The organism is Pseudomonas sp. NPDC089422, assembly GCF_044749405.1.
In the GTDB taxonomy this organism is placed as follows: Bacteria; Pseudomonadota; Gammaproteobacteria; order Pseudomonadales; family Pseudomonadaceae; genus Aquipseudomonas.
In genome coordinates this window covers 95,153-110,665 of the sequence record NZ_JBIVHW010000002.1, presented here as the reverse complement: position 1 = coordinate 110,665, position 15,513 = coordinate 95,153, and the positions used below count along the sequence as shown (strand labels likewise).

The 15,513-nt window shown below is 63.7% G+C and carries 17 protein-coding genes; 6 read left to right on the top strand and 11 right to left on the bottom strand.

From position 1 onward, the window contains the following. Positions 1-41 precede the first annotated feature (41 nt). On the top strand, positions 42-1,271 hold the full coding sequence (gene serA / locus ACIPZ8_RS04210; RefSeq protein WP_110632814.1) for a phosphoglycerate dehydrogenase: 1,230 nt from the start codon (positions 42-44) through the stop codon (positions 1,269-1,271). A 48-nt stretch (positions 1,272-1,319) separates the two neighbouring features. Here serA and ACIPZ8_RS04205 read toward each other — a convergent pair whose 3' ends face one another. Further along, positions 1,320-1,796, bottom strand: coding sequence for a DUF4399 domain-containing protein (locus ACIPZ8_RS04205; protein WP_400719896.1), 477 nt, complete (start codon positions 1,794-1,796; stop codon positions 1,320-1,322). 199 nt (positions 1,797-1,995) lie between these two features. Here ACIPZ8_RS04205 and ACIPZ8_RS04200 point away from each other — a divergent pair, with 199 nt between their 5' ends. After that, positions 1,996-2,511 (top strand): transporter substrate-binding domain-containing protein, encoded by a 516-nt coding sequence (locus ACIPZ8_RS04200; RefSeq protein WP_400719894.1) that lies wholly within the window; start codon positions 1,996-1,998, stop codon positions 2,509-2,511. Here ACIPZ8_RS04200 and ACIPZ8_RS04195 read toward each other — a convergent pair. Together ACIPZ8_RS04195 and ACIPZ8_RS04190 are read right to left on the bottom strand one after the other, a co-directional pair. Continuing rightward, entirely contained in the window at positions 2,450-2,959 is a 510-nt protein-coding gene (locus ACIPZ8_RS04195) for a DUF523 domain-containing protein (RefSeq protein ID WP_400719892.1), read from the bottom strand. The genes ACIPZ8_RS04200 and ACIPZ8_RS04195 overlap by 62 nt on opposite strands. Continuing rightward, positions 2,946-3,578: a 2OG-Fe(II) oxygenase gene (locus ACIPZ8_RS04190; RefSeq protein WP_313711780.1), complete on the bottom strand. Its 633-nt coding sequence runs from the start codon at positions 3,576-3,578 to the stop codon at positions 2,946-2,948. Before ACIPZ8_RS04190 ends, ACIPZ8_RS04195 begins: the two co-directional genes overlap by 14 nt. Positions 3,579-3,691: 113 nt before the next feature. On the opposite strand from ACIPZ8_RS04190, the gene ACIPZ8_RS04185 reads away from it, so the two are divergent. After that, on the top strand, positions 3,692-4,444 hold the full coding sequence (locus tag ACIPZ8_RS04185; protein WP_400719890.1) for a DUF2059 domain-containing protein: 753 nt from the start codon (positions 3,692-3,694) through the stop codon (positions 4,442-4,444). On the opposite strand, the gene ACIPZ8_RS04180 is transcribed toward ACIPZ8_RS04185, so the two are convergent. Next, entirely contained in the window at positions 4,445-5,371 is a 927-nt protein-coding gene (locus ACIPZ8_RS04180) for an alpha/beta hydrolase (RefSeq protein WP_400719888.1), read from the bottom strand. Between the two features lie 120 nt (positions 5,372-5,491). On the opposite strand from ACIPZ8_RS04180, the gene ACIPZ8_RS04175 reads away from it, so the two are divergent. Genes ACIPZ8_RS04175 through ACIPZ8_RS04165 form a run of 3 tightly spaced genes read left to right on the top strand, consistent with a single transcriptional unit; the run spans position 5,492 to position 9,306 of the window. Beyond that, complete coding sequence (locus tag ACIPZ8_RS04175) at positions 5,492-6,061, top strand: DUF6436 domain-containing protein (RefSeq protein WP_400719886.1); 570 nt, start codon at positions 5,492-5,494, stop codon at positions 6,059-6,061. 20 nt (positions 6,062-6,081) lie between these two features. Continuing rightward, positions 6,082-8,448 carry a penicillin acylase family protein gene (locus ACIPZ8_RS04170; RefSeq protein WP_400719884.1) on the top strand — a complete coding sequence of 789 codons (2,367 nt, stop codon included), beginning with the start codon at positions 6,082-6,084 and terminating at the stop codon, positions 8,446-8,448. A gap of 39 nt (positions 8,449-8,487) precedes the next feature. Further along, entirely contained in the window at positions 8,488-9,306 is an 819-nt protein-coding gene (locus tag ACIPZ8_RS04165; protein ID WP_400719882.1) for an alpha/beta fold hydrolase, read from the top strand. A gap of 245 nt (positions 9,307-9,551) precedes the next feature. On the opposite strand, the gene ACIPZ8_RS04160 is transcribed toward ACIPZ8_RS04165, so the two are convergent. The 7 genes from ACIPZ8_RS04160 to ACIPZ8_RS04130 all read right to left on the bottom strand — a co-directional run bounded on the left by ACIPZ8_RS04160 (position 9,552) and on the right by ACIPZ8_RS04130 (position 15,512). Then, positions 9,552-10,337: a MetQ/NlpA family ABC transporter substrate-binding protein gene (locus ACIPZ8_RS04160; RefSeq protein WP_400719880.1), complete on the bottom strand. Its 786-nt coding sequence runs from the start codon at positions 10,335-10,337 to the stop codon at positions 9,552-9,554. A 175-nt stretch (positions 10,338-10,512) separates the two neighbouring features. Continuing rightward, the gene (locus ACIPZ8_RS04155; protein WP_400719878.1) at positions 10,513-11,343 is read right to left on the bottom strand and encodes a sigma 54-interacting transcriptional regulator; all 831 of its coding nucleotides are present in this window, start codon (positions 11,341-11,343) and stop codon (positions 10,513-10,515) included. A 65-nt stretch (positions 11,344-11,408) separates the two neighbouring features. Continuing rightward, entirely contained in the window at positions 11,409-11,990 is a 582-nt protein-coding gene (locus ACIPZ8_RS04150; protein ID WP_400719876.1) for an alpha/beta hydrolase, read from the bottom strand. 192 nt (positions 11,991-12,182) lie between these two features. Further along, entirely contained in the window at positions 12,183-12,584 is a 402-nt protein-coding gene (locus ACIPZ8_RS04145; RefSeq protein ID WP_103446157.1) for a biopolymer transporter ExbD, read from the bottom strand. Position 12,585: 1 nt separating this feature from the next. Next, complete coding sequence (locus tag ACIPZ8_RS04140) at positions 12,586-13,305, bottom strand: MotA/TolQ/ExbB proton channel family protein (protein ID WP_400719874.1); 720 nt, start codon at positions 13,303-13,305, stop codon at positions 12,586-12,588. Between the two features lie 29 nt (positions 13,306-13,334). Next, the gene (locus ACIPZ8_RS04135; RefSeq protein WP_400719872.1) at positions 13,335-14,123 is read right to left on the bottom strand and encodes an energy transducer TonB; all 789 of its coding nucleotides are present in this window, start codon (positions 14,121-14,123) and stop codon (positions 13,335-13,337) included. 399 nt (positions 14,124-14,522) lie between these two features. Then, a complete protein-coding gene (locus ACIPZ8_RS04130) occupies positions 14,523-15,512 on the bottom strand; it encodes a sulfate/molybdate ABC transporter ATP-binding protein (protein WP_079230119.1) in 990 nt (329 codons plus the stop codon). Position 15,513: the final 1 nt, after the last annotated feature.

The following is a 15,513-nucleotide window of genomic DNA, read 5'->3' as shown; positions in this document are numbered from 1 at the left end:
CAGTCCTCGCCATTTTTTCTCCGGGATACAGGTTTACGCAGATGAGCAAGACTTCTCTCGACAAGAGCAAGATCCGGTTCCTTCTTCTTGAAGGTGTGCACCAGAACGCAGTCGATACCCTCAAGGCTGCCGGCTACACCAACATCGAATACCTCACCGGTTCATTGCCGGATGCCGAGCTGAAGGAAAAGATCGCCGATGCCCACTTCATCGGCATCCGCTCGCGCACCCAACTGACCGAAGAAATCTTCGACTGCGCCAAGAAACTGGTCGCCGTCGGCTGCTTCTGCATCGGCACTAACCAGGTCGACCTGGCTGCGGCCCGCGAGCGTGGTATCGCCGTCTTCAACGCACCGTACTCCAACACCCGTTCGGTGGCCGAGCTGGTGCTGGCCGAGGCTATCCTGCTGCTGCGCGGCATCCCTGAGAAGAACGCTTCCTGCCACCGTGGCGGCTGGATCAAGAGCGCGGCCAACTCGTTCGAGATCCGCGGCAAGAAACTGGGCATCGTCGGCTACGGCTCGATCGGTACCCAACTGTCGGTCCTGGCAGAAAACTTAGGCATGCAGGTGTACTTCTACGACCCGCTGACCAAGCTGCCGCTGGGCAACGCCGTACAGGTCACCAGCCTCAACGAACTGCTGGGCCTGGCCGACATCGTTTCGCTGCACGTGCCTGAGCTACCATCCACCCAGTGGATGATTGGCGAGAAGGAAATCCGTGCGATGAAGAAGGGCTCGATCCTGATCAACGCCGCCCGTGGCACCGTGGTCGAACTGGACCACCTGGCCGCCGCGATCAAGGACAAGCACCTGATCGGCGCCGCCATCGACGTGTTCCCGGTCGAGCCGCGCTCCAACGACGAAGAGTTCGAAAGCCCGCTGCGTGGCCTGGACAACGTGATCCTGACCCCTCACATCGGTGGTTCCACCGCCGAAGCCCAGGCCAACATCGGCCTGGAAGTGGCCGAGAAACTGGTCAAGTACAGCGACAACGGTACTTCCGTTTCGTCGGTCAACTTCCCGGAAGTTGCCCTGCCGGCGCACCCTGGCAAGCACCGCCTGCTGCACATCCACGAAAACATCCCGGGCGTGCTCAGCGAGATCAACAAGGTCTTCGCCGAGAACAGCATCAACATCTCCGGTCAGTTCCTGCAGACCAACGAGAAAGTCGGTTACGTGGTAATCGACGTTGACGCCGAGTACTCCGACCTGGCGCAGGAAAAACTGCAACAGGTCAAAGGGACCATCCGTTCGCGCGTCCTGTTCTAAGGTCGCTGGCGGCATGAAAAAGGGAGGCCCTGGTGGCCTCCCTTTTTTTTATTTCACTTCAACCGTGATCTTCTTCGATTCGACACTCGGCTTGAACGGCACGTGATACTGGTCACCCAGCACCAGCTGCAGGGTGTGCTTGCCCGGCGTCAGGGTGATTGACGTTTCGGTCTGCGCCTTGCCAAAGTGCAGCACTTGCGGGCCGGCCGGCAACGCGGTACCCGCTGCGGGCATCAGGCTGGTCGGCAGCGGCATGTCGGCCGCAGGTTCCTTGTCCACATCCACCAGCAGGTGGTGGTGGCCCGTGTGCGGGGTCTGGTCTCCCGCAGGCTTGAGCGCCATGCCCTCGATGCCGAACTTGACGGTGAAGGTCCCGGCGACCTGCTCGCCATCTTTGGGGGAAAGGATGGAAACCTTGGCACCCGCGGGCGGCTCCTGGCTCTTCAGGGCATCTGCGGCGCTGGCGAACACCGAGACGCCCATCAGCAGACCGGCAACGGCAGCACGCGAAAATAGGCTGTTCATTCACTTCTCCTGTGATTCACTTATTGACCACTGCCAGTAAAACGAACGGCGGCGGTAGTTCACGATAGCCCACAAAGAGAAATATTTCAGTTAGGGTTAAACCTCGCCAAGGCTTCAAGGTCATAGGCTGCGCTCGACCGCGACGGGGAAGAAAGTCGCGGCGAAAGTTATTCATCTGCTTGAGAAAAAGGGGCACTACATGCGTTCGACCATAGGCGTACTGCTGGCAGTACTGATCACTCCATTGGCTCAGGCCGAGCTGATAGACGAAATTGCCGACCGGGGCGAATTGCGCATTGCCGTACAGGCCGATAACGCGCCGTACTCGTTCAAGGAAAACGACCGTCTGACCGGCTTTGAAATCGAGTTTGGCCAGGACCTGGCCCGTGAACTGGACCTGCGCGCCGAGTTTGTCGAGGCGACGTCAGCGGAAGTGCTGCCGGGCGTGGAAAGTGGCAAGTATGACATCTCGCTGATCCCGTCGAGCGAGTCGCCCAAGGCCGATGGCCCGTTCGACGTGAGTCAGGCATTTGGCGAAAAGAAGCTGGTGATTCCGTTCCAGAAGGACAACCCGGCGTTCGAAAGCGCGGTGAACAATGCACTTGATCGCCTCAAGAACAGTGGCCGTACGGCGGAGCTGGAGCAGAAGTGGTTCAGCAACCTGCAGCCAGCTCAGCCAACGCCTGCTGCGCTTGCTCCAGCTCCAACTCACTGAACACCTGTACCCCAGCACGCCGCAGCAAGGCTGCTGCAACCCCTTCGCCTGGCACCTTCACCCCACTGAAGGTGCCATCGTAGACCAACCGGTTGCCACACGAAGGGCTACCCGCCTTCAGCACCGCCAGCCGAATGCCATGCCGCCGCACCATCGCCAGCGCCTGCTGCGCCCCGGCCAGAAACTCGGCACTGACGTCCTCACCGGTCACCGTCAGCACCTGCGCACCGCCATCGAGCACCTGTGCGCCCTGGCCACCGGGGATCTCCGCCGGCGGGCGCGGTGTCGGCAAGCCGCCAGCCACCTCGGGGCACAGTGGCACCACACGCCCTTCGGCCTGCCACCGCTGCAACAAGTCAGGATGGCCGCTGGCCCGGCCGTCATAGCGCACCGGCTGCCCCAGCAGACAGGCACTCACCAGTACCTTGGGCAGGTCAGAACGGGTCATTGCCACGGCGCCGGAACCAGCCGGTCAACGACAGGCGCTCACGCCTGGCTGGCAGCACCTCGTGCGGCACCTCACCGGAAAGGAAAATCGCCAGGCAACCCGCTACCGGCTGCACATCGTGCTCGACATCATCCGCCAGGAACATGCGCAGCTGCCCGCCGTCTTCTGGCTGCCAGTCTTCGTTGAGATAAAGCACTGCCGACACCATGCGCCGGTCATCATCGCGGAAACGGTCCAGGTGCCGGCGATAGAACGCCCCCGGTGGGTACAGGGCGAAGTGGCACTCGAAGTCTTCCAGGCCCAGGAACAGGCCCTGGTTGATGGCCTGACGCAACTGGTCCATGGCCGCCAGGTACTGGTCGCAGGCCTCGGCCTGGCCGGGGTCGATCCACTGGATCTGGTCGCCGCGAATGCTCTCGCGCACCTCCTGGGCATCACCGCGCCCAACCCCGGCCGGGTTGAGTTCGCCTTCGGCATCACGGCGCCGGCATTCGGCCGCCAGCGCGCGCACCAGGTCGGCAGGCAGAAAGAGCGCCTGCTGCGACCAGCCATGGGTGGCCAGATCGTCGACGACGGCCGCAAGCATCGGGTTTTCAGGGGAGATGTGCATGGCGCGCATCATATCCATTCGCCCTGTCGGCGCACAGCGCCACTTGGCTGAGAAGCGTTCGGATTGCTCGACAAAACGGCGCCGGGCCTAGGACAATAGCCACCTGCCGACAGGAGTCCTGAATGCACCGTCTGTTTTCCCTGCTTCTGCTGATGATCTGCACCATGCCTGTCTGGGCAGACAGCCTCGATCAACTGTACAAGGCCGCCGGCTGGCCCGACCAGCGCGCCCATTTTTCCGATGCCGTGAGCGCCGCCCAGCAGCGCTACCGCAGCAGCCTGCCGCCTGCGGTTTACCAGGCGCTGGTCAACAACAGCAACCAGCGCTTCGAGGCCCAGGCGGTGGATAACCGTGCCTTGGCCAAACTGCGCAGCGCACTGCCCAACCCGGCGCCGGCACTGGCCTTCTTCCAGTCGCCGCTGGGGCGCAAGATTGTCGCCGCCGAACTGCTGGCCACGCGCAAGGACCAGCTGGCCAAGAACGCCAAGGGCCTGCCGAAGATGCAGGCCAGCGACAACCGCCTGCTGGTCATCGGCCACCTGGCCCAGGCCCTGCCAGCCCGCGAAGCCGGCGCCGAAGTCAGCCTGGCAATCGCGGGGGTGGCCGCCGACAGCCTGAGCTCGATGATCCCCGGCCTGTTCGGCGCCGGCCAGGCCCAGGGCCTGCTCGACGGCCAGCGCCAGCGTCTTATGGGGCAGATCGGCGAAGACCTGAACAACACCCTGCTCTACGTCTACCGCGACCTGTCGGACGACGAACTGGAAGAATTCGCCACCTTCGCCGAGTCGCCGGACGGCAAGGCCTATTACCAGGCCGCCGTGGCTGCGGTGCGTGCCGGCCTGGCGGTGGGCCAGAACAGCGCCGACCTCAAGTGATCAGCCCAGGCGCTGCTTGATGAAGTCGAAGTAACGCCGGCGAATGTCCGGCAGCTCATTGGCCAGGTGATGGCGAGCTTCGGGCAACATCAGGATCTGCGGCTCGCTGAACTTGGCCTTGAGCACTTCGAGGTTGTGGGGCCAATCCACCGTGCCATCCGCTTCCCCCTGCACGATCAAGGGCCGCCGCGCGCAGTGCGGCGCCGCCTCGATGCGCTTGACCCAGGCGATCAACGCGCCGACCCAGGCCGTGGGCAGCCGCCGCGGTTGCAGCGGGTCGGCTTCGAGGAAAGGCAGGAACGTTGGGTCGTTGGTGTTTTCGCTGAAGCGCCGCTCGATGCCGTTGACGAAGTGGCGCAGCACCCGATAGCTGAACTTCGACCAGCGCCACGAGCGCGGCCGCACCAGCGGCGCCAGCAGGATCACCTCGCCATCGATCGGGCTACGCTCGCCTTCGTGCAGCAGGTGATCCACGGCAATGGCGCCACCAGTGCTCTGCCCGCAGAGGTGCCAGGGGCGTGGCAGTTCAAGGCCACGCGCCTGTTCGAACAAGGCTTCCAGCACTTGCTGGTACACAGCGAAATCACTGATGCTGGCGCGCTCGCCACTGGACAGGCCGTGGCCTGGCAAGTCACAGCTGATCACCGCATAACCGAGCTTCAACGCCCACTCGATCACGTGCCGATAGAGGCCCATGTGGTCGTAGTAGCCGTGCAGCAGGAACAGCGTCGCAACGGGTTTTTCCGGTAGCCAGACCTGCCCAACCAGCTCGAACCCCGCCGCCTGGAAACCGCCCAGCCAGCTCTGCGCCGACAGGTTCAGGCCATAGAAACGCTGATAGTCCTGCGCCTGCGAGGACAACGGCTGGCGCTTGGCCAACAGTGCGAGGCTGGCACGCAGGGTATCGGGGTGAAAGGCAGAGGGCATCAGGTACATCCAAGGCGGAGCGAGTATTGATCTGGGATATTCAGCTCTGGCCGGCGTCGTGGCAAGCTTGCTCACCATCGATCAACACCACCGCTCCTGCACGGGCTAGCGGAAACCTCCATGAAGACTCGAATCATCAAGCAGATGTGCGCAGCAATCGCCCTATTGATCGGCGTTGCCGTGCTCTGGCAAGCCTACACCACCTTCCAGTCCCGCTACCTGCGCCCGTTCGACAACCAGACCACGCTGTTCGACGGCAGCCAGCTGCAACTGCCGCCCGAACTCGCCGGCCCCGGCCCGATCCGCGTGGTGCACTTCTGGGACCCGGCCTGCCCGTGCAACGTGGGTAACCAGCAGCACCTGGGCGACCTGATTACCCAGTTCGCAGGCCTAGGCGTGATCTTCCACGTCGTGCAGAAGCCCGGCAGCCACGGTCAGTTGCCCGCCAACCTTGCCAACCTGCAAACCATCGCCAACCTGCCCGGCAGCGCACACCTGCCCGCCTCTCCCGCCGTGGCCATCTGGGACCGCCAGGGCAACCTCGCCTATTTCGGCCCTTACAGCGAAGGTGCGGTATGCAATGCCAGCAACAGCTTCATAGAGCCAATCCTCAAGGCGCTGCTGGCCGGTCGCACAGTCAGCGCCTCCAACACCCTGGCGGTGGGCTGCTATTGTCCTTGGGCCAACTGACCTATTCACAAGGAGTATCCATGAAGCGCAGCCTGACCCTGTTGGCCGTAGTCGTTGCCTTGGCCGCTGGTGCCGGTTACTGGTACGTGCACGGCAAGTTGCCGCAGCGCGAGGGCGAAGTGGCCATGGCCGGCTTGCAGGCACCGGTCAGCGTGCGCTACGACGCCCGTGGCGTGCCCCATCTGCAAGCGCAGAGCGAAGCGGACCTGTACCGCGCCCTGGGCTACGTACATGCCCAGGATCGACTGTTCCAGATGGAGATCATGCGCCGCCTGGCCCGTGGTGAACTGGCCGAGGTGCTGGGCGACAAGCTGCTGCCAACCGATACCCTGTTCCGCAGCCTGCGTATCCGCGAACAGGCCGCGCTGATGGCTCAGCGCCAGGACCACCAGTCACCCGCCTGGCAGGCCTTGCAGGCCTATCTTGAAGGCGTCAATGCCTGGCAGGCCAGCCACCCCAAGCCGATGGAGTTCGACCTGATCGGCATCACGCCACGGCCGTTCACCGCCGAAGACACCCTGAGCATCGCCGGCTACCTGGCCTACAGCTTCGCCGCAGCTTTTCGTACCGAACCTGCGCTGACCTACATCCGCGACCAGCTTGGCCCGCAATACCTGAAGATCTTCGATCTCGACTGGCAGCCACGAGGCGCACTGGGCACACCACTGGCGGCGGCCGACTGGCAAAGCCTCGAAGCCGTGGCCCGCACCAGCCACGAAGCCCTGGTCGCAGCCGGCATCCCGCAGTTCGAAGGCAGCAACGCCTGGGCCGTTTCCGGCAGCCACACCCGCAGCGGCAAACCCCTGCTGGCCGGCGACCCGCACGTCAGTTTTGCCGTACCCGCCGTCTGGTACGAGGCTGAACTTTCGGCGCCCGGCTTCAACCTGTACGGCTACTTCCAGGCGCTGAACCCGTTCGCGATGCTGGGCCACAACCGTGACTTCGGCTGGAGCCTGACCATGTTCCAGAACGATGACGTCGACCTGATCGCAGAAAAGACCAACCCTGCCAACGCAGACCAGGTCATGGTCGACGGCCAGTGGCGCACACTGGAGAAGACCGAGCAGCAGATTGCAGTCAAGGGCGAGCAACCGGTCACCATCAACCTGCGCCGCTCACCCCACGGTCCGATCGTCAACGACGTCCTCGGCGCAATGGCCGGGACCACGCCGATTGCCATGTGGTGGGCATTCCTCGAAACCGAGAATCCGATCCTCGAAGGCTTCTATCAGCTCAATCGTGCCGACACCCTGGGCAAGATGCGCGAAGCGGCTGCCAAGGTGCAGGCGCCGGGGCTGAACTTCGTCTGGGCCAACGCCCGTGGCGATATCGGCTGGTGGGCGGCGGCGAAGCTGCCGATCCGCCCCGACGGAGTGAACCCGGCATTCATCCTCGACGGCGCCAGCAACCAGGCCGACAAACCAGGGTTCTACCCGTTCAGCGTCAACCCACAACAAGAAAACCCGGCCAACGGCTATATCGTCTCGGCCAACTACCAGCCGCCGGCCGTGGTGCCGATACCCGGCTACTACAACCTCCCCGACCGTGGCCGCCAGCTCGATCGCCAGCTGGCCAACCCGCAGGTGAAATGGGACATGCAGAACAGCCAGGCGCTGCAGCTCGATACGGCCAGCGATTACGGCCCGCGTACCTTGGCGCCCTTGTTGGCGACCCTGCGCCAGATCGCCCAGGGTGACGAGGAAAAGGAACTGGTCGAACAGCTGGCCGCCTGGCGCGGCGACTATCCACTGGACTCCACCAGCGCCACGTTGTTCAACCAGTTCCTCTACGAACTGGCCCATGCAGCGTTGCATGACGAACTGGGCGACACCTGGTTCCCGGTACTGATCAGCACCCGCGCCATCGATGCTGCACTGCCGCGCCTGGCCGCCGATGCCGATTCGCCCTGGTGGAGCACCCGCGGCGCCACCCAGCGCACGGACCGCTCCGCGATCGTGCGCGTGGCCTGGCAGAAGAGCCTTGGCCACTTGCGCGAAACCCTCGGCAAGGACCCGGCCAGCTGGCAATGGGGCAAGGCCCATACCCTGACCCACAACCATCCACTGGGCGCGAAAAAGCCGCTGAACCTGCTGTTCAATGTCGGCCCGTTTGCCGCCCCCGGCACCCATGAGGTGCCGAACAACCTGTCGGCGAAGATTGGCCCGGCGCCGTGGCCAGTGACCTATGGCCCGTCGACGCGGCGCCTGATCGACTTCGCCGATGCGGGGCAGGCACTGACCAGCAATCCGGTCGGGCAGAGCGGTGTGCCCTTCGACCGGCATTTCGCGGACCAGGCCGAGGGGTATGTCGAAGGGAAGTACCAGCGGGCGCAGATGGGCGTGATTCCGGCGCAGAGCACGCTCAGGCTCGTACCCGCTTCCGAGTGATTTCGAATACCCTTGAGACCTTCCAGTCGAGACCCTTCCATGCAAAAACATTTCATCGAAATCGACGGCGCACGCATGAGCTATGTCGACCAGGGCCAGGGCTTCCCGGTGCTGCTCGGCCACAGCTACCTGTGGTCGGCCGAAATGTGGCAACCACAGATCGAGGCCCTGTCACAGCACTTCCGAGTCATCGTCCCTGAACTCTGGGGCCACGGTGACTCCGATGCCCCACCCGCCACCACCACCGACATGAGCGCCCTGGCCCGTCAGCACCTGGCCCTGCTGGACGCGCTGGACATCGCCAAGTGCCACCTCGTTGGCCTGTCGGTCGGTGGCATGTGGGGCGCGCAGCTGGCCATCGAACACCCCGAGCGGGTCGATCGCCTGGTGCTGATGGATACGTACCTCGGCGCCGAACCGGAGGCGACCCGGCTGAAGTACTTCGCCCTGCTGGATGCAGCGAGCGAGGCGGGTTTCTTCCCGGACCCGCTGCTGGACATCATCGTGCCGATCTTCTTCCATGCTGGAGGGCAGACAGTGCCCGAAATTCGTGAGAGCTTTCGGGCGGCATTGAAGGCAAGCAGCGCCGAGGTGATTCGCAACAGCCTCGACCCGATGGGGCGGGTGATTTTCGGGCGGCCCGACCTGCTGGGGCAGCTGGGTGAGCTGAAAGGTGACAAGACCATCGTGATCTGCGGTGACCAGGACATTCCACGACCGCCTGAAGAGTCCAACGAGATGGCGCGGATCATTGGCTGCCTGGCGGCGCAGATTCCGTTTGCGGGGCATATCTCCAGCCTGGAGAACCCGCAGGTGGTAAACGCGTTTCTGCGGGACTGGCTGCCGCGCAACCCCTGAGATAAGCGAGGCGCCTGAACCTTTCCTGCAACGAGCTACTCAAAGCGCTTCAGACTGTGACTTGCAAGGCCATCACCAACAAGGACGATAATGATGAACAGCCCCTGCTCGCCTGATTCCAACGAACAACTGCTGTGGCTGCTGGCACTGCGCCGGGCGCTGGGCAACCCGCGCTGAGCGGCTGCCAGCCACACACAAAAACGCCGACGCAAATGCGTCGGCGTTTTCACATCACGATCAAAGAATCAGAACGCAGGCAATACCGCACCCTGGTACTTCTTGGCGATGAATTCCTTCACCTCAGGGCTGGTCAGCGCCTTGGCCAGTTTCTGGATGGCCTCGCTGTTCTTGTTGTCCGGGCGGGCTACCAGGAAGTTCACGTACGGCGAGTCGCTGCCTTCGATCACCAACGCATCCTTGGCCGGGTTCAGGCCGGCTTCCAGCGCGTAGTTGGTGTTGATCATGTCCAGGTCGACCTGGTCCAGCACGCGCGGCAGCATGGCCGACTCAAGCTCGCGGAACTTCAGCTTCTTCGGGTTCTCGGCGATGTCTTTCGGGGTCGCCAGGGCGTTCTTCGGGTCCTTCAGGGTAATCAGGCCGGCCTTCTGCAGCAGCAGCAGGGCGCGACCGCTGTTGCTGCCCTCGTTCGGGATGGCAACGCTGGCGCCTTCTTTCAGCTCGCTCAGGCTCTTGACCTTCTTCGAGTAGCCACCGAACGGTTCGACGTGCACGCCGACCACGGTTTCCAGGTGGGTGCCCTTGCCTTCGTTGAAGTTCTGCAGGTACGGCAGGGTCTGGAAGTAGTTGGCGTCCAGGCGCTTCTGGTCAACCTGCACGTTCGGCTGCACGTAGTCGGTGAAGACCTTGATCTGCAGGTCCACACCTTCCTTGGCCAGGGTCGGCTTGATCAGCTCAAGGATCTCGGCGTGTGGCACCGGGGTCGCGGCAACCACCAGTTTCTCGGCGGCGGATGCCAGGCCAGCGAACGACAGGGCGGCGGCCAGGGCAGTGGTCAGCAGGGGCTTCTTCATGGTGTTCCTTGTTCTGGATCTGGGCCATCGCGGATGGCGAAGTCGGGTGCCCAACCGATTCACTGGCGGGCGTGAGGCGGACAATACCGAGATTTTTTATTCCGTAACAATATCTTTTAATTAGCTGCTTATTCCAAAAACAAACTGCCATCATCCCGTTTGCTTATTAGTGCGTCTAACGCGCGGAACTGGGCAGGTCGAGGTCCTCCGGCAGCAGCTCGTCGCCGTCGTTCACCAACAGGGCGAAGTGGATCACGTTCTCCAGTTCGCGGGTGTTGCCAGGCCAGGCATGCGCTTCCAGCACCTGCTGCGCGGCCGCGCTGATCAACGCCAGCGGGCGCTGCAGGCGCACGCTGTAGATACCTGTGAAATATTCGGCCAGTGGCAGGATATCGCCCGGCCGCTCGCGCAGCGGCGGCAGTTCCAGCGCGCCCTCGCGCAGGTACTGGTACAGGCGCTCGTTGAAGCGCCCGGCCTTCACCACCCGCGCCAGGTCGATGCTGGTCGCGGCCACCAGGCGTACGTCCACCGGCTGGGGTTGCTGCGCGCCAACACGGGTGACCTCGCGGTTTTCCAACGCTGCCAGCAGCTTGCCCTGGATCGCCAACGGCAAGTCGGCGATCTCGTCCAGGTACAAGGTGCCGCCATTGGCCGAGCCGAACCAGCCTGCGCGGCTGCTGGCCGTGCCGCCCTGGCTGCCGGCGCTGTAGCCGAACAACTCGGCGTCGGCATAGGTCGGGCTGATGGCCGCGCAGTTGACCGAGACGAACAGGCCGGGGCGGTCGCTGGCACGGTGGATCTGCCGTGCCAGCAGTTCCTTGCCGGTACCGGTCTCGCCGCGAATCAGCACCGGTAATGGTTGCGGCGCCAGCTGCTCCAGGGCCTGGCGCAACTGCTGCGAGCGTGGGTCGATGAACACCAGCGCCTTGGCACGGATGCTCAGGGGGCTCTTGTCCAGTTCAGGGAAGGTCAGCAGCGGCTGGCCGAACGGGCTTTGAAAAGTCATGACAAACTCCCGCCCCAGACCATCGATGGCCGGGCGTCAGGCAAACGGTGAACGGTCAGGGCCGATCAGGCGCGGCGCAATGCGCGCTGCTCGACCCGGCTTTGCAGGCGATACAGGTAGGCGAAGCCTTGTTCCCAGCGCTCGTGGCCGGACTTGACGTTGATGTGCCCGGCATTGCTCAGCAGGCCCGCCTCGGCGCCCCAGGCCTGGGCCAGGTACAGGGCGCGCGGCACGCTCACTGCCGGATCGTTGTCGGAGCTGACCACCTGGCTGGGGAACGGCAGCGCCTGCAGCGGGATCGGCGCGAAGTTGCGCAAGGCCGGCGCGCAGGTGGGCCGTTCGACATCCGCCGGGGCCACCAGCAATGCGCCGCGCACCCGGCGCAGCAAGGCCGGGCTGGCCTGTGCGGCCCAGTGGGCGACGGTGACGCAGCCCAGGCTGTGGGCGATGAGAATCACCGGCGAGCGTTCGGCGGCAATCGCCTGCTCCAACGCCTGCACCCAGTCGCGGCGCTGCGGGGTGAGCCAGTCATGCTGCTCGACCCGGGCGCTGTTGGGGAGTGTGCGCTGCCAGTGACTCTGCCAATGATTGTCTGGCGATCCTTGCCAGCCCGGCACAATCAGGTAACGAATCGACTCATTGCGCATGGGGACGCCTCCAGTAAGTTTGCGTGCTTGGAGACCAGTATAGGGAAGCAGTTATATCCGTAAAGGAATAAGAAGCTATTTATTAATAACCAAAATTACATCCAGATGACAGGCAAAAAAAAAGGGCCAACCCCTGCCAAGAGATATGGCCCCATCGCATTTGCGAGAGCACTTGCCTGAAGAGGGTGAAGATTACCGTGCAGTTATTACCGCCAGTTTGCTGATCCCGGCGCGCTCGATCGCGGCCATGGCCCGCGCCACTTCGCCATAGTTCACGCCATCGTCGGCCTGCAGCTGCACACGCACGTCGGCGTCCTTGTCCTTGGCGGCCTTGAGGCGGGTTTCCAGCAGGTCCGGCTGGATCTCGTCCTTGTTGATGAACAGCTTGCCGCCACCGTCGATGCTCACCACCAACGGGTCTTTCTGCTCCACCGGGGCCACGGCCTCGGTCTTGGGCAGGTTGATCGGGATGGCGTTGGTCAGCAGCGGGGCGGTGACGATGAACACCACCAGCAACACCAGCATGACGTCCACCAGCGGCGTGACGTTGATTTCACTGAGGACTTCGTCGCTGTCCTGGGTCGAAAAGGCCATCTCAGGACGCCTCCTTCACCGGCTGGGTGAAACCACCCTGGGCCTTGTGCACGGCCGGGTGCACCAGCACGCGGAAGGCACTTTTCTGCGCCAGGCTATAGAAGTCGTGGGCGAAGTCGTCGAGGTCGGCCGCGGTCAGCTTGAGGCGACGCAGGAAGTAGTTGTAGACCAGCACTGCCGGCACCGCGACGGCGATACCCACACCGGTGGCGACCAGCGCCGCGCCGATCGGCCCGGCCACGGTTTCCAGGCTGGCGGAACCGGCCGCGCTGATGCCCTTGAGCGCTTCCATGATGCCCCACACGGTGCCGAACAGGCCGATGAAGGGCGAGGTGCTGCCGATACTGGCCACCACTGCCAGGCCGGTTTCCAGCGAGCGGCGTTCACGCACGATCTGCTGGCGCAGGGCGCGTTCGAGGCGGTCCTGGTGGTTGATGGCGTGGCTCAGGTCACTGGCGTGGGTGTCACCGACCGCAATCGCGGCGTAACCGGACTGGGCGACACGGGCAGCCGGGCCAGGCAGTTCGTGGCTGATCTCCGCCGCCGAGTCGAGACTCGATGCGGCCCAGAATTGCTGGTGGAAGCGCTTGTCCTGATTCTTCAGCCGCACGAACTGCGCAACCTTGACCAGGGCCAGGCCCCAGGTGACGACGGAGAAACCGACCAGCAGCCAGATGACTGCACTTTCAACGGATTCGAGGGGGGATGCCAGCAGGCTCATGATGATGTCTTCCTGTGTTCTGCGAAACGTTAGCGAAGCTTGAAATCGATCGGCACGCTGACCCAGCCGGCCTGGGCCACGTCACCCTGCTTGGCGGGGACGAAGCTCCAGCGCTTGACCGCAGCCAGTGCAGCGGCGTCGAGGGCATCACGGCCACTGCTCTGCTGGATCTGGATCTGCCCCGGCTTGCCACTGGGCAGCACCTCGACGCGCAGCAGCACGGTGCCTTCCCAGCCACGGCGCAGGGCCATCTGCGGGTACTCCGGCGCCGGGTTCTTCAGATACGCGGCGTTGGCCGATGGCGGCGTGACCGGAGCCGGCGCGGGTGGCGCAGGCGCCGCCGGGGCTGCAACCGGAGCAGGCGGTGGCGCCTCGACCGGCTTGGGCTGTGGCTTGGGCGCTTGCTTGACGACCGGCTTGGGCACGGGTTTCGGCTTTGGCTTGGGCTTGGCGGCCAGCTCGTCGATCACCGGGGGCGGTGGCTCGACCACCGGCGGTGCCGGGGCAGGCGGTGGCGGTTGCACCACCGGCGGCGCGGGGGCGGCGAACTCGATGGTCATAGGCGGTATCTGTGGCGGCACCACGGGTAGCGCGGGCGTCGGGGCCTGGCTGACCCAGTAGGCAGCGACACCGTGCAGGGCCAGCACCAGCAGGCCAAGCGCCAGCTTGTCCCGGCGCTTGAGGCCGCTGACCGGGGTACGCTGCAGGCGCAGCTGGCCCAGTGGCAGGCGAAGCGTCCGTCCAAGCTCGACCAGGTCACCCGGGCTCGGGCGCCATGGCTGGTCGTAGGCCCTGATGGCCGACTGGACATTACCCATTGATCAGACTCCTGGGGTTCATGATTCAGGTGTGTGGCTGAATCATCGGGGACAGGGGCTTATCTCTTAAAGTAATGTTTAAAATTAAAGTTAGATCTTTTGGAAATATGAATTTCTAAAGGATGGCTCTAGACCAAGGGTTTCGCGGGATGTGGCGATAGGGCGTCGTGCTGATGCTTTGTGGGCATATGAAATATTCTCGCAAGGCATCACATTGCCGCGAGGGCTGCGCCCTCGATCGCAGGCAAGCCAGCTCCCACAGGGATCGCGTAGCCCTCGGGCCCGTGATGATTCTGTGGGAGCTGGCTTGCCTGCGATGGGCTGCAAAGCAGCCCCAACGATCTTGCGGGCAATAAAAAACCCGGGACCATGCCCAGGCTTTTCATTGTTCAAAGCGACTCAGATATCCGCCACCTTCTGCCACACCTTCGGCCGGAAGAACAACGTCTCCCCACGCGCCAGCCCCGTCAGGCTGTCGTGGTCCTTGACCACCTCGGCCTCGATCAGCTCGCTCTGCCCTTCCACCTTCAGGGTTACCCGCGTAGTGGCACCCAAAGGCCGGATATCACGCACCTCAGCCGCATGGTGGCCCTCGGTTTCATGCCGTGACAACGACACCTCGTGCGGGCGGAACAGCACATGGTGCCCTTCGCTCAAGGCCAGGCGGTTGGAGTCGCCAAGGAAGTGGTAGACGAAATCGTTGGCCGGCTGCTCGTAGACCTCGCCTGGCGAGCCGATCTGCTCGATCACGCCCTTGTTCATCACCACGATGCGATCGGCCACTTCCATGGCTTCTTCCTGGTCGTGGGTGACGAACACCGAGGTCAGGTTGATGTCCTCGTGCAGCCGTGCCAGCCAGCGGCGCAGCTCTTTGCGCACCTTGGCGTCGAGCGCACCGAACGGTTCGTCCAGCAGCAGCACCTTGGGCTCCACCGCCAGCGCGCGGGCCAGAGCGATACGCTGGCGCTGGCCACCGGACAGCTGCTCGGGATAGCGATCGGACAACCAGTCCAGTTGCACCATGTTCAGCAGTTCGTGGACCTTCTCGGCAATCTTGCTTTCGCTCGGGCGCTCGCCCTTGGGCTTCATGCGCAGGCCGAAGGCGACGTTGTCGAACACGCTCATGTGGCGGAACAGCGCATAGTGCTGGAACACAAAACCGACGTTGCGATCACGCACGTCATGGCCGGACACGTCCTCGCCATGGAACACGATGTTGCCCTGGTCCGGGGTTTCCAGGCCGGCGATGATGCGCAGCAGGGTGGTCTTGCCGCAGCCGGACGGGCCAAGCAGGGCCACCAGCTCGCCGCTGTTGATGTCCAGGTTGATGGCGTTCAGAGCCTGGAAGCTGTTGAAGCGCTTGCTGACATTACGAACTTCGATCGACATG

What these genes read in the sequence shown, in the direction of transcription:
- serA (WP_110632814.1), top strand. Translation starts at nt 42, where the DNA reads ATGAGCAAGACTTCTCTCGACAAGAGCAAGATCCGGTTCCTTCTTCTT.
- ACIPZ8_RS04205 (WP_400719896.1), bottom strand. Translation starts at nt 1,796, where the DNA reads ATGAACAGCCTATTTTCGCGTGCTGCCGTTGCCGGTCTGCTGATGGGC.
- ACIPZ8_RS04200 (WP_400719894.1), top strand. Translation starts at nt 1,996, where the DNA reads ATGCGTTCGACCATAGGCGTACTGCTGGCAGTACTGATCACTCCATTG.
- ACIPZ8_RS04195 (WP_400719892.1), bottom strand. Translation starts at nt 2,959, where the DNA reads ATGACCCGTTCTGACCTGCCCAAGGTACTGGTGAGTGCCTGTCTGCTG.
- ACIPZ8_RS04190 (WP_313711780.1), bottom strand. Translation starts at nt 3,578, where the DNA reads ATGCGCGCCATGCACATCTCCCCTGAAAACCCGATGCTTGCGGCCGTC.
- ACIPZ8_RS04185 (WP_400719890.1), top strand. Translation starts at nt 3,692, where the DNA reads ATGCACCGTCTGTTTTCCCTGCTTCTGCTGATGATCTGCACCATGCCT.
- ACIPZ8_RS04180 (WP_400719888.1), bottom strand. Translation starts at nt 5,371, where the DNA reads ATGCCCTCTGCCTTTCACCCCGATACCCTGCGTGCCAGCCTCGCACTG.
- ACIPZ8_RS04175 (WP_400719886.1), top strand. Translation starts at nt 5,492, where the DNA reads ATGAAGACTCGAATCATCAAGCAGATGTGCGCAGCAATCGCCCTATTG.
- ACIPZ8_RS04170 (WP_400719884.1), top strand. Translation starts at nt 6,082, where the DNA reads ATGAAGCGCAGCCTGACCCTGTTGGCCGTAGTCGTTGCCTTGGCCGCT.
- ACIPZ8_RS04165 (WP_400719882.1), top strand. Translation starts at nt 8,488, where the DNA reads ATGCAAAAACATTTCATCGAAATCGACGGCGCACGCATGAGCTATGTC.
- ACIPZ8_RS04160 (WP_400719880.1), bottom strand. Translation starts at nt 10,337, where the DNA reads ATGAAGAAGCCCCTGCTGACCACTGCCCTGGCCGCCGCCCTGTCGTTC.
- ACIPZ8_RS04155 (WP_400719878.1), bottom strand. Translation starts at nt 11,343, where the DNA reads ATGACTTTTCAAAGCCCGTTCGGCCAGCCGCTGCTGACCTTCCCTGAA.
- ACIPZ8_RS04150 (WP_400719876.1), bottom strand. Translation starts at nt 11,990, where the DNA reads ATGCGCAATGAGTCGATTCGTTACCTGATTGTGCCGGGCTGGCAAGGA.
- ACIPZ8_RS04145 (WP_103446157.1), bottom strand. Translation starts at nt 12,584, where the DNA reads ATGGCCTTTTCGACCCAGGACAGCGACGAAGTCCTCAGTGAAATCAAC.
- ACIPZ8_RS04140 (WP_400719874.1), bottom strand. Translation starts at nt 13,305, where the DNA reads ATGAGCCTGCTGGCATCCCCCCTCGAATCCGTTGAAAGTGCAGTCATC.
- ACIPZ8_RS04135 (WP_400719872.1), bottom strand. Translation starts at nt 14,123, where the DNA reads ATGGGTAATGTCCAGTCGGCCATCAGGGCCTACGACCAGCCATGGCGC.
- ACIPZ8_RS04130 (WP_079230119.1), bottom strand. Translation starts at nt 15,512, where the DNA reads ATGTCGATCGAAGTTCGTAATGTCAGCAAGCGCTTCAACAGCTTCCAG.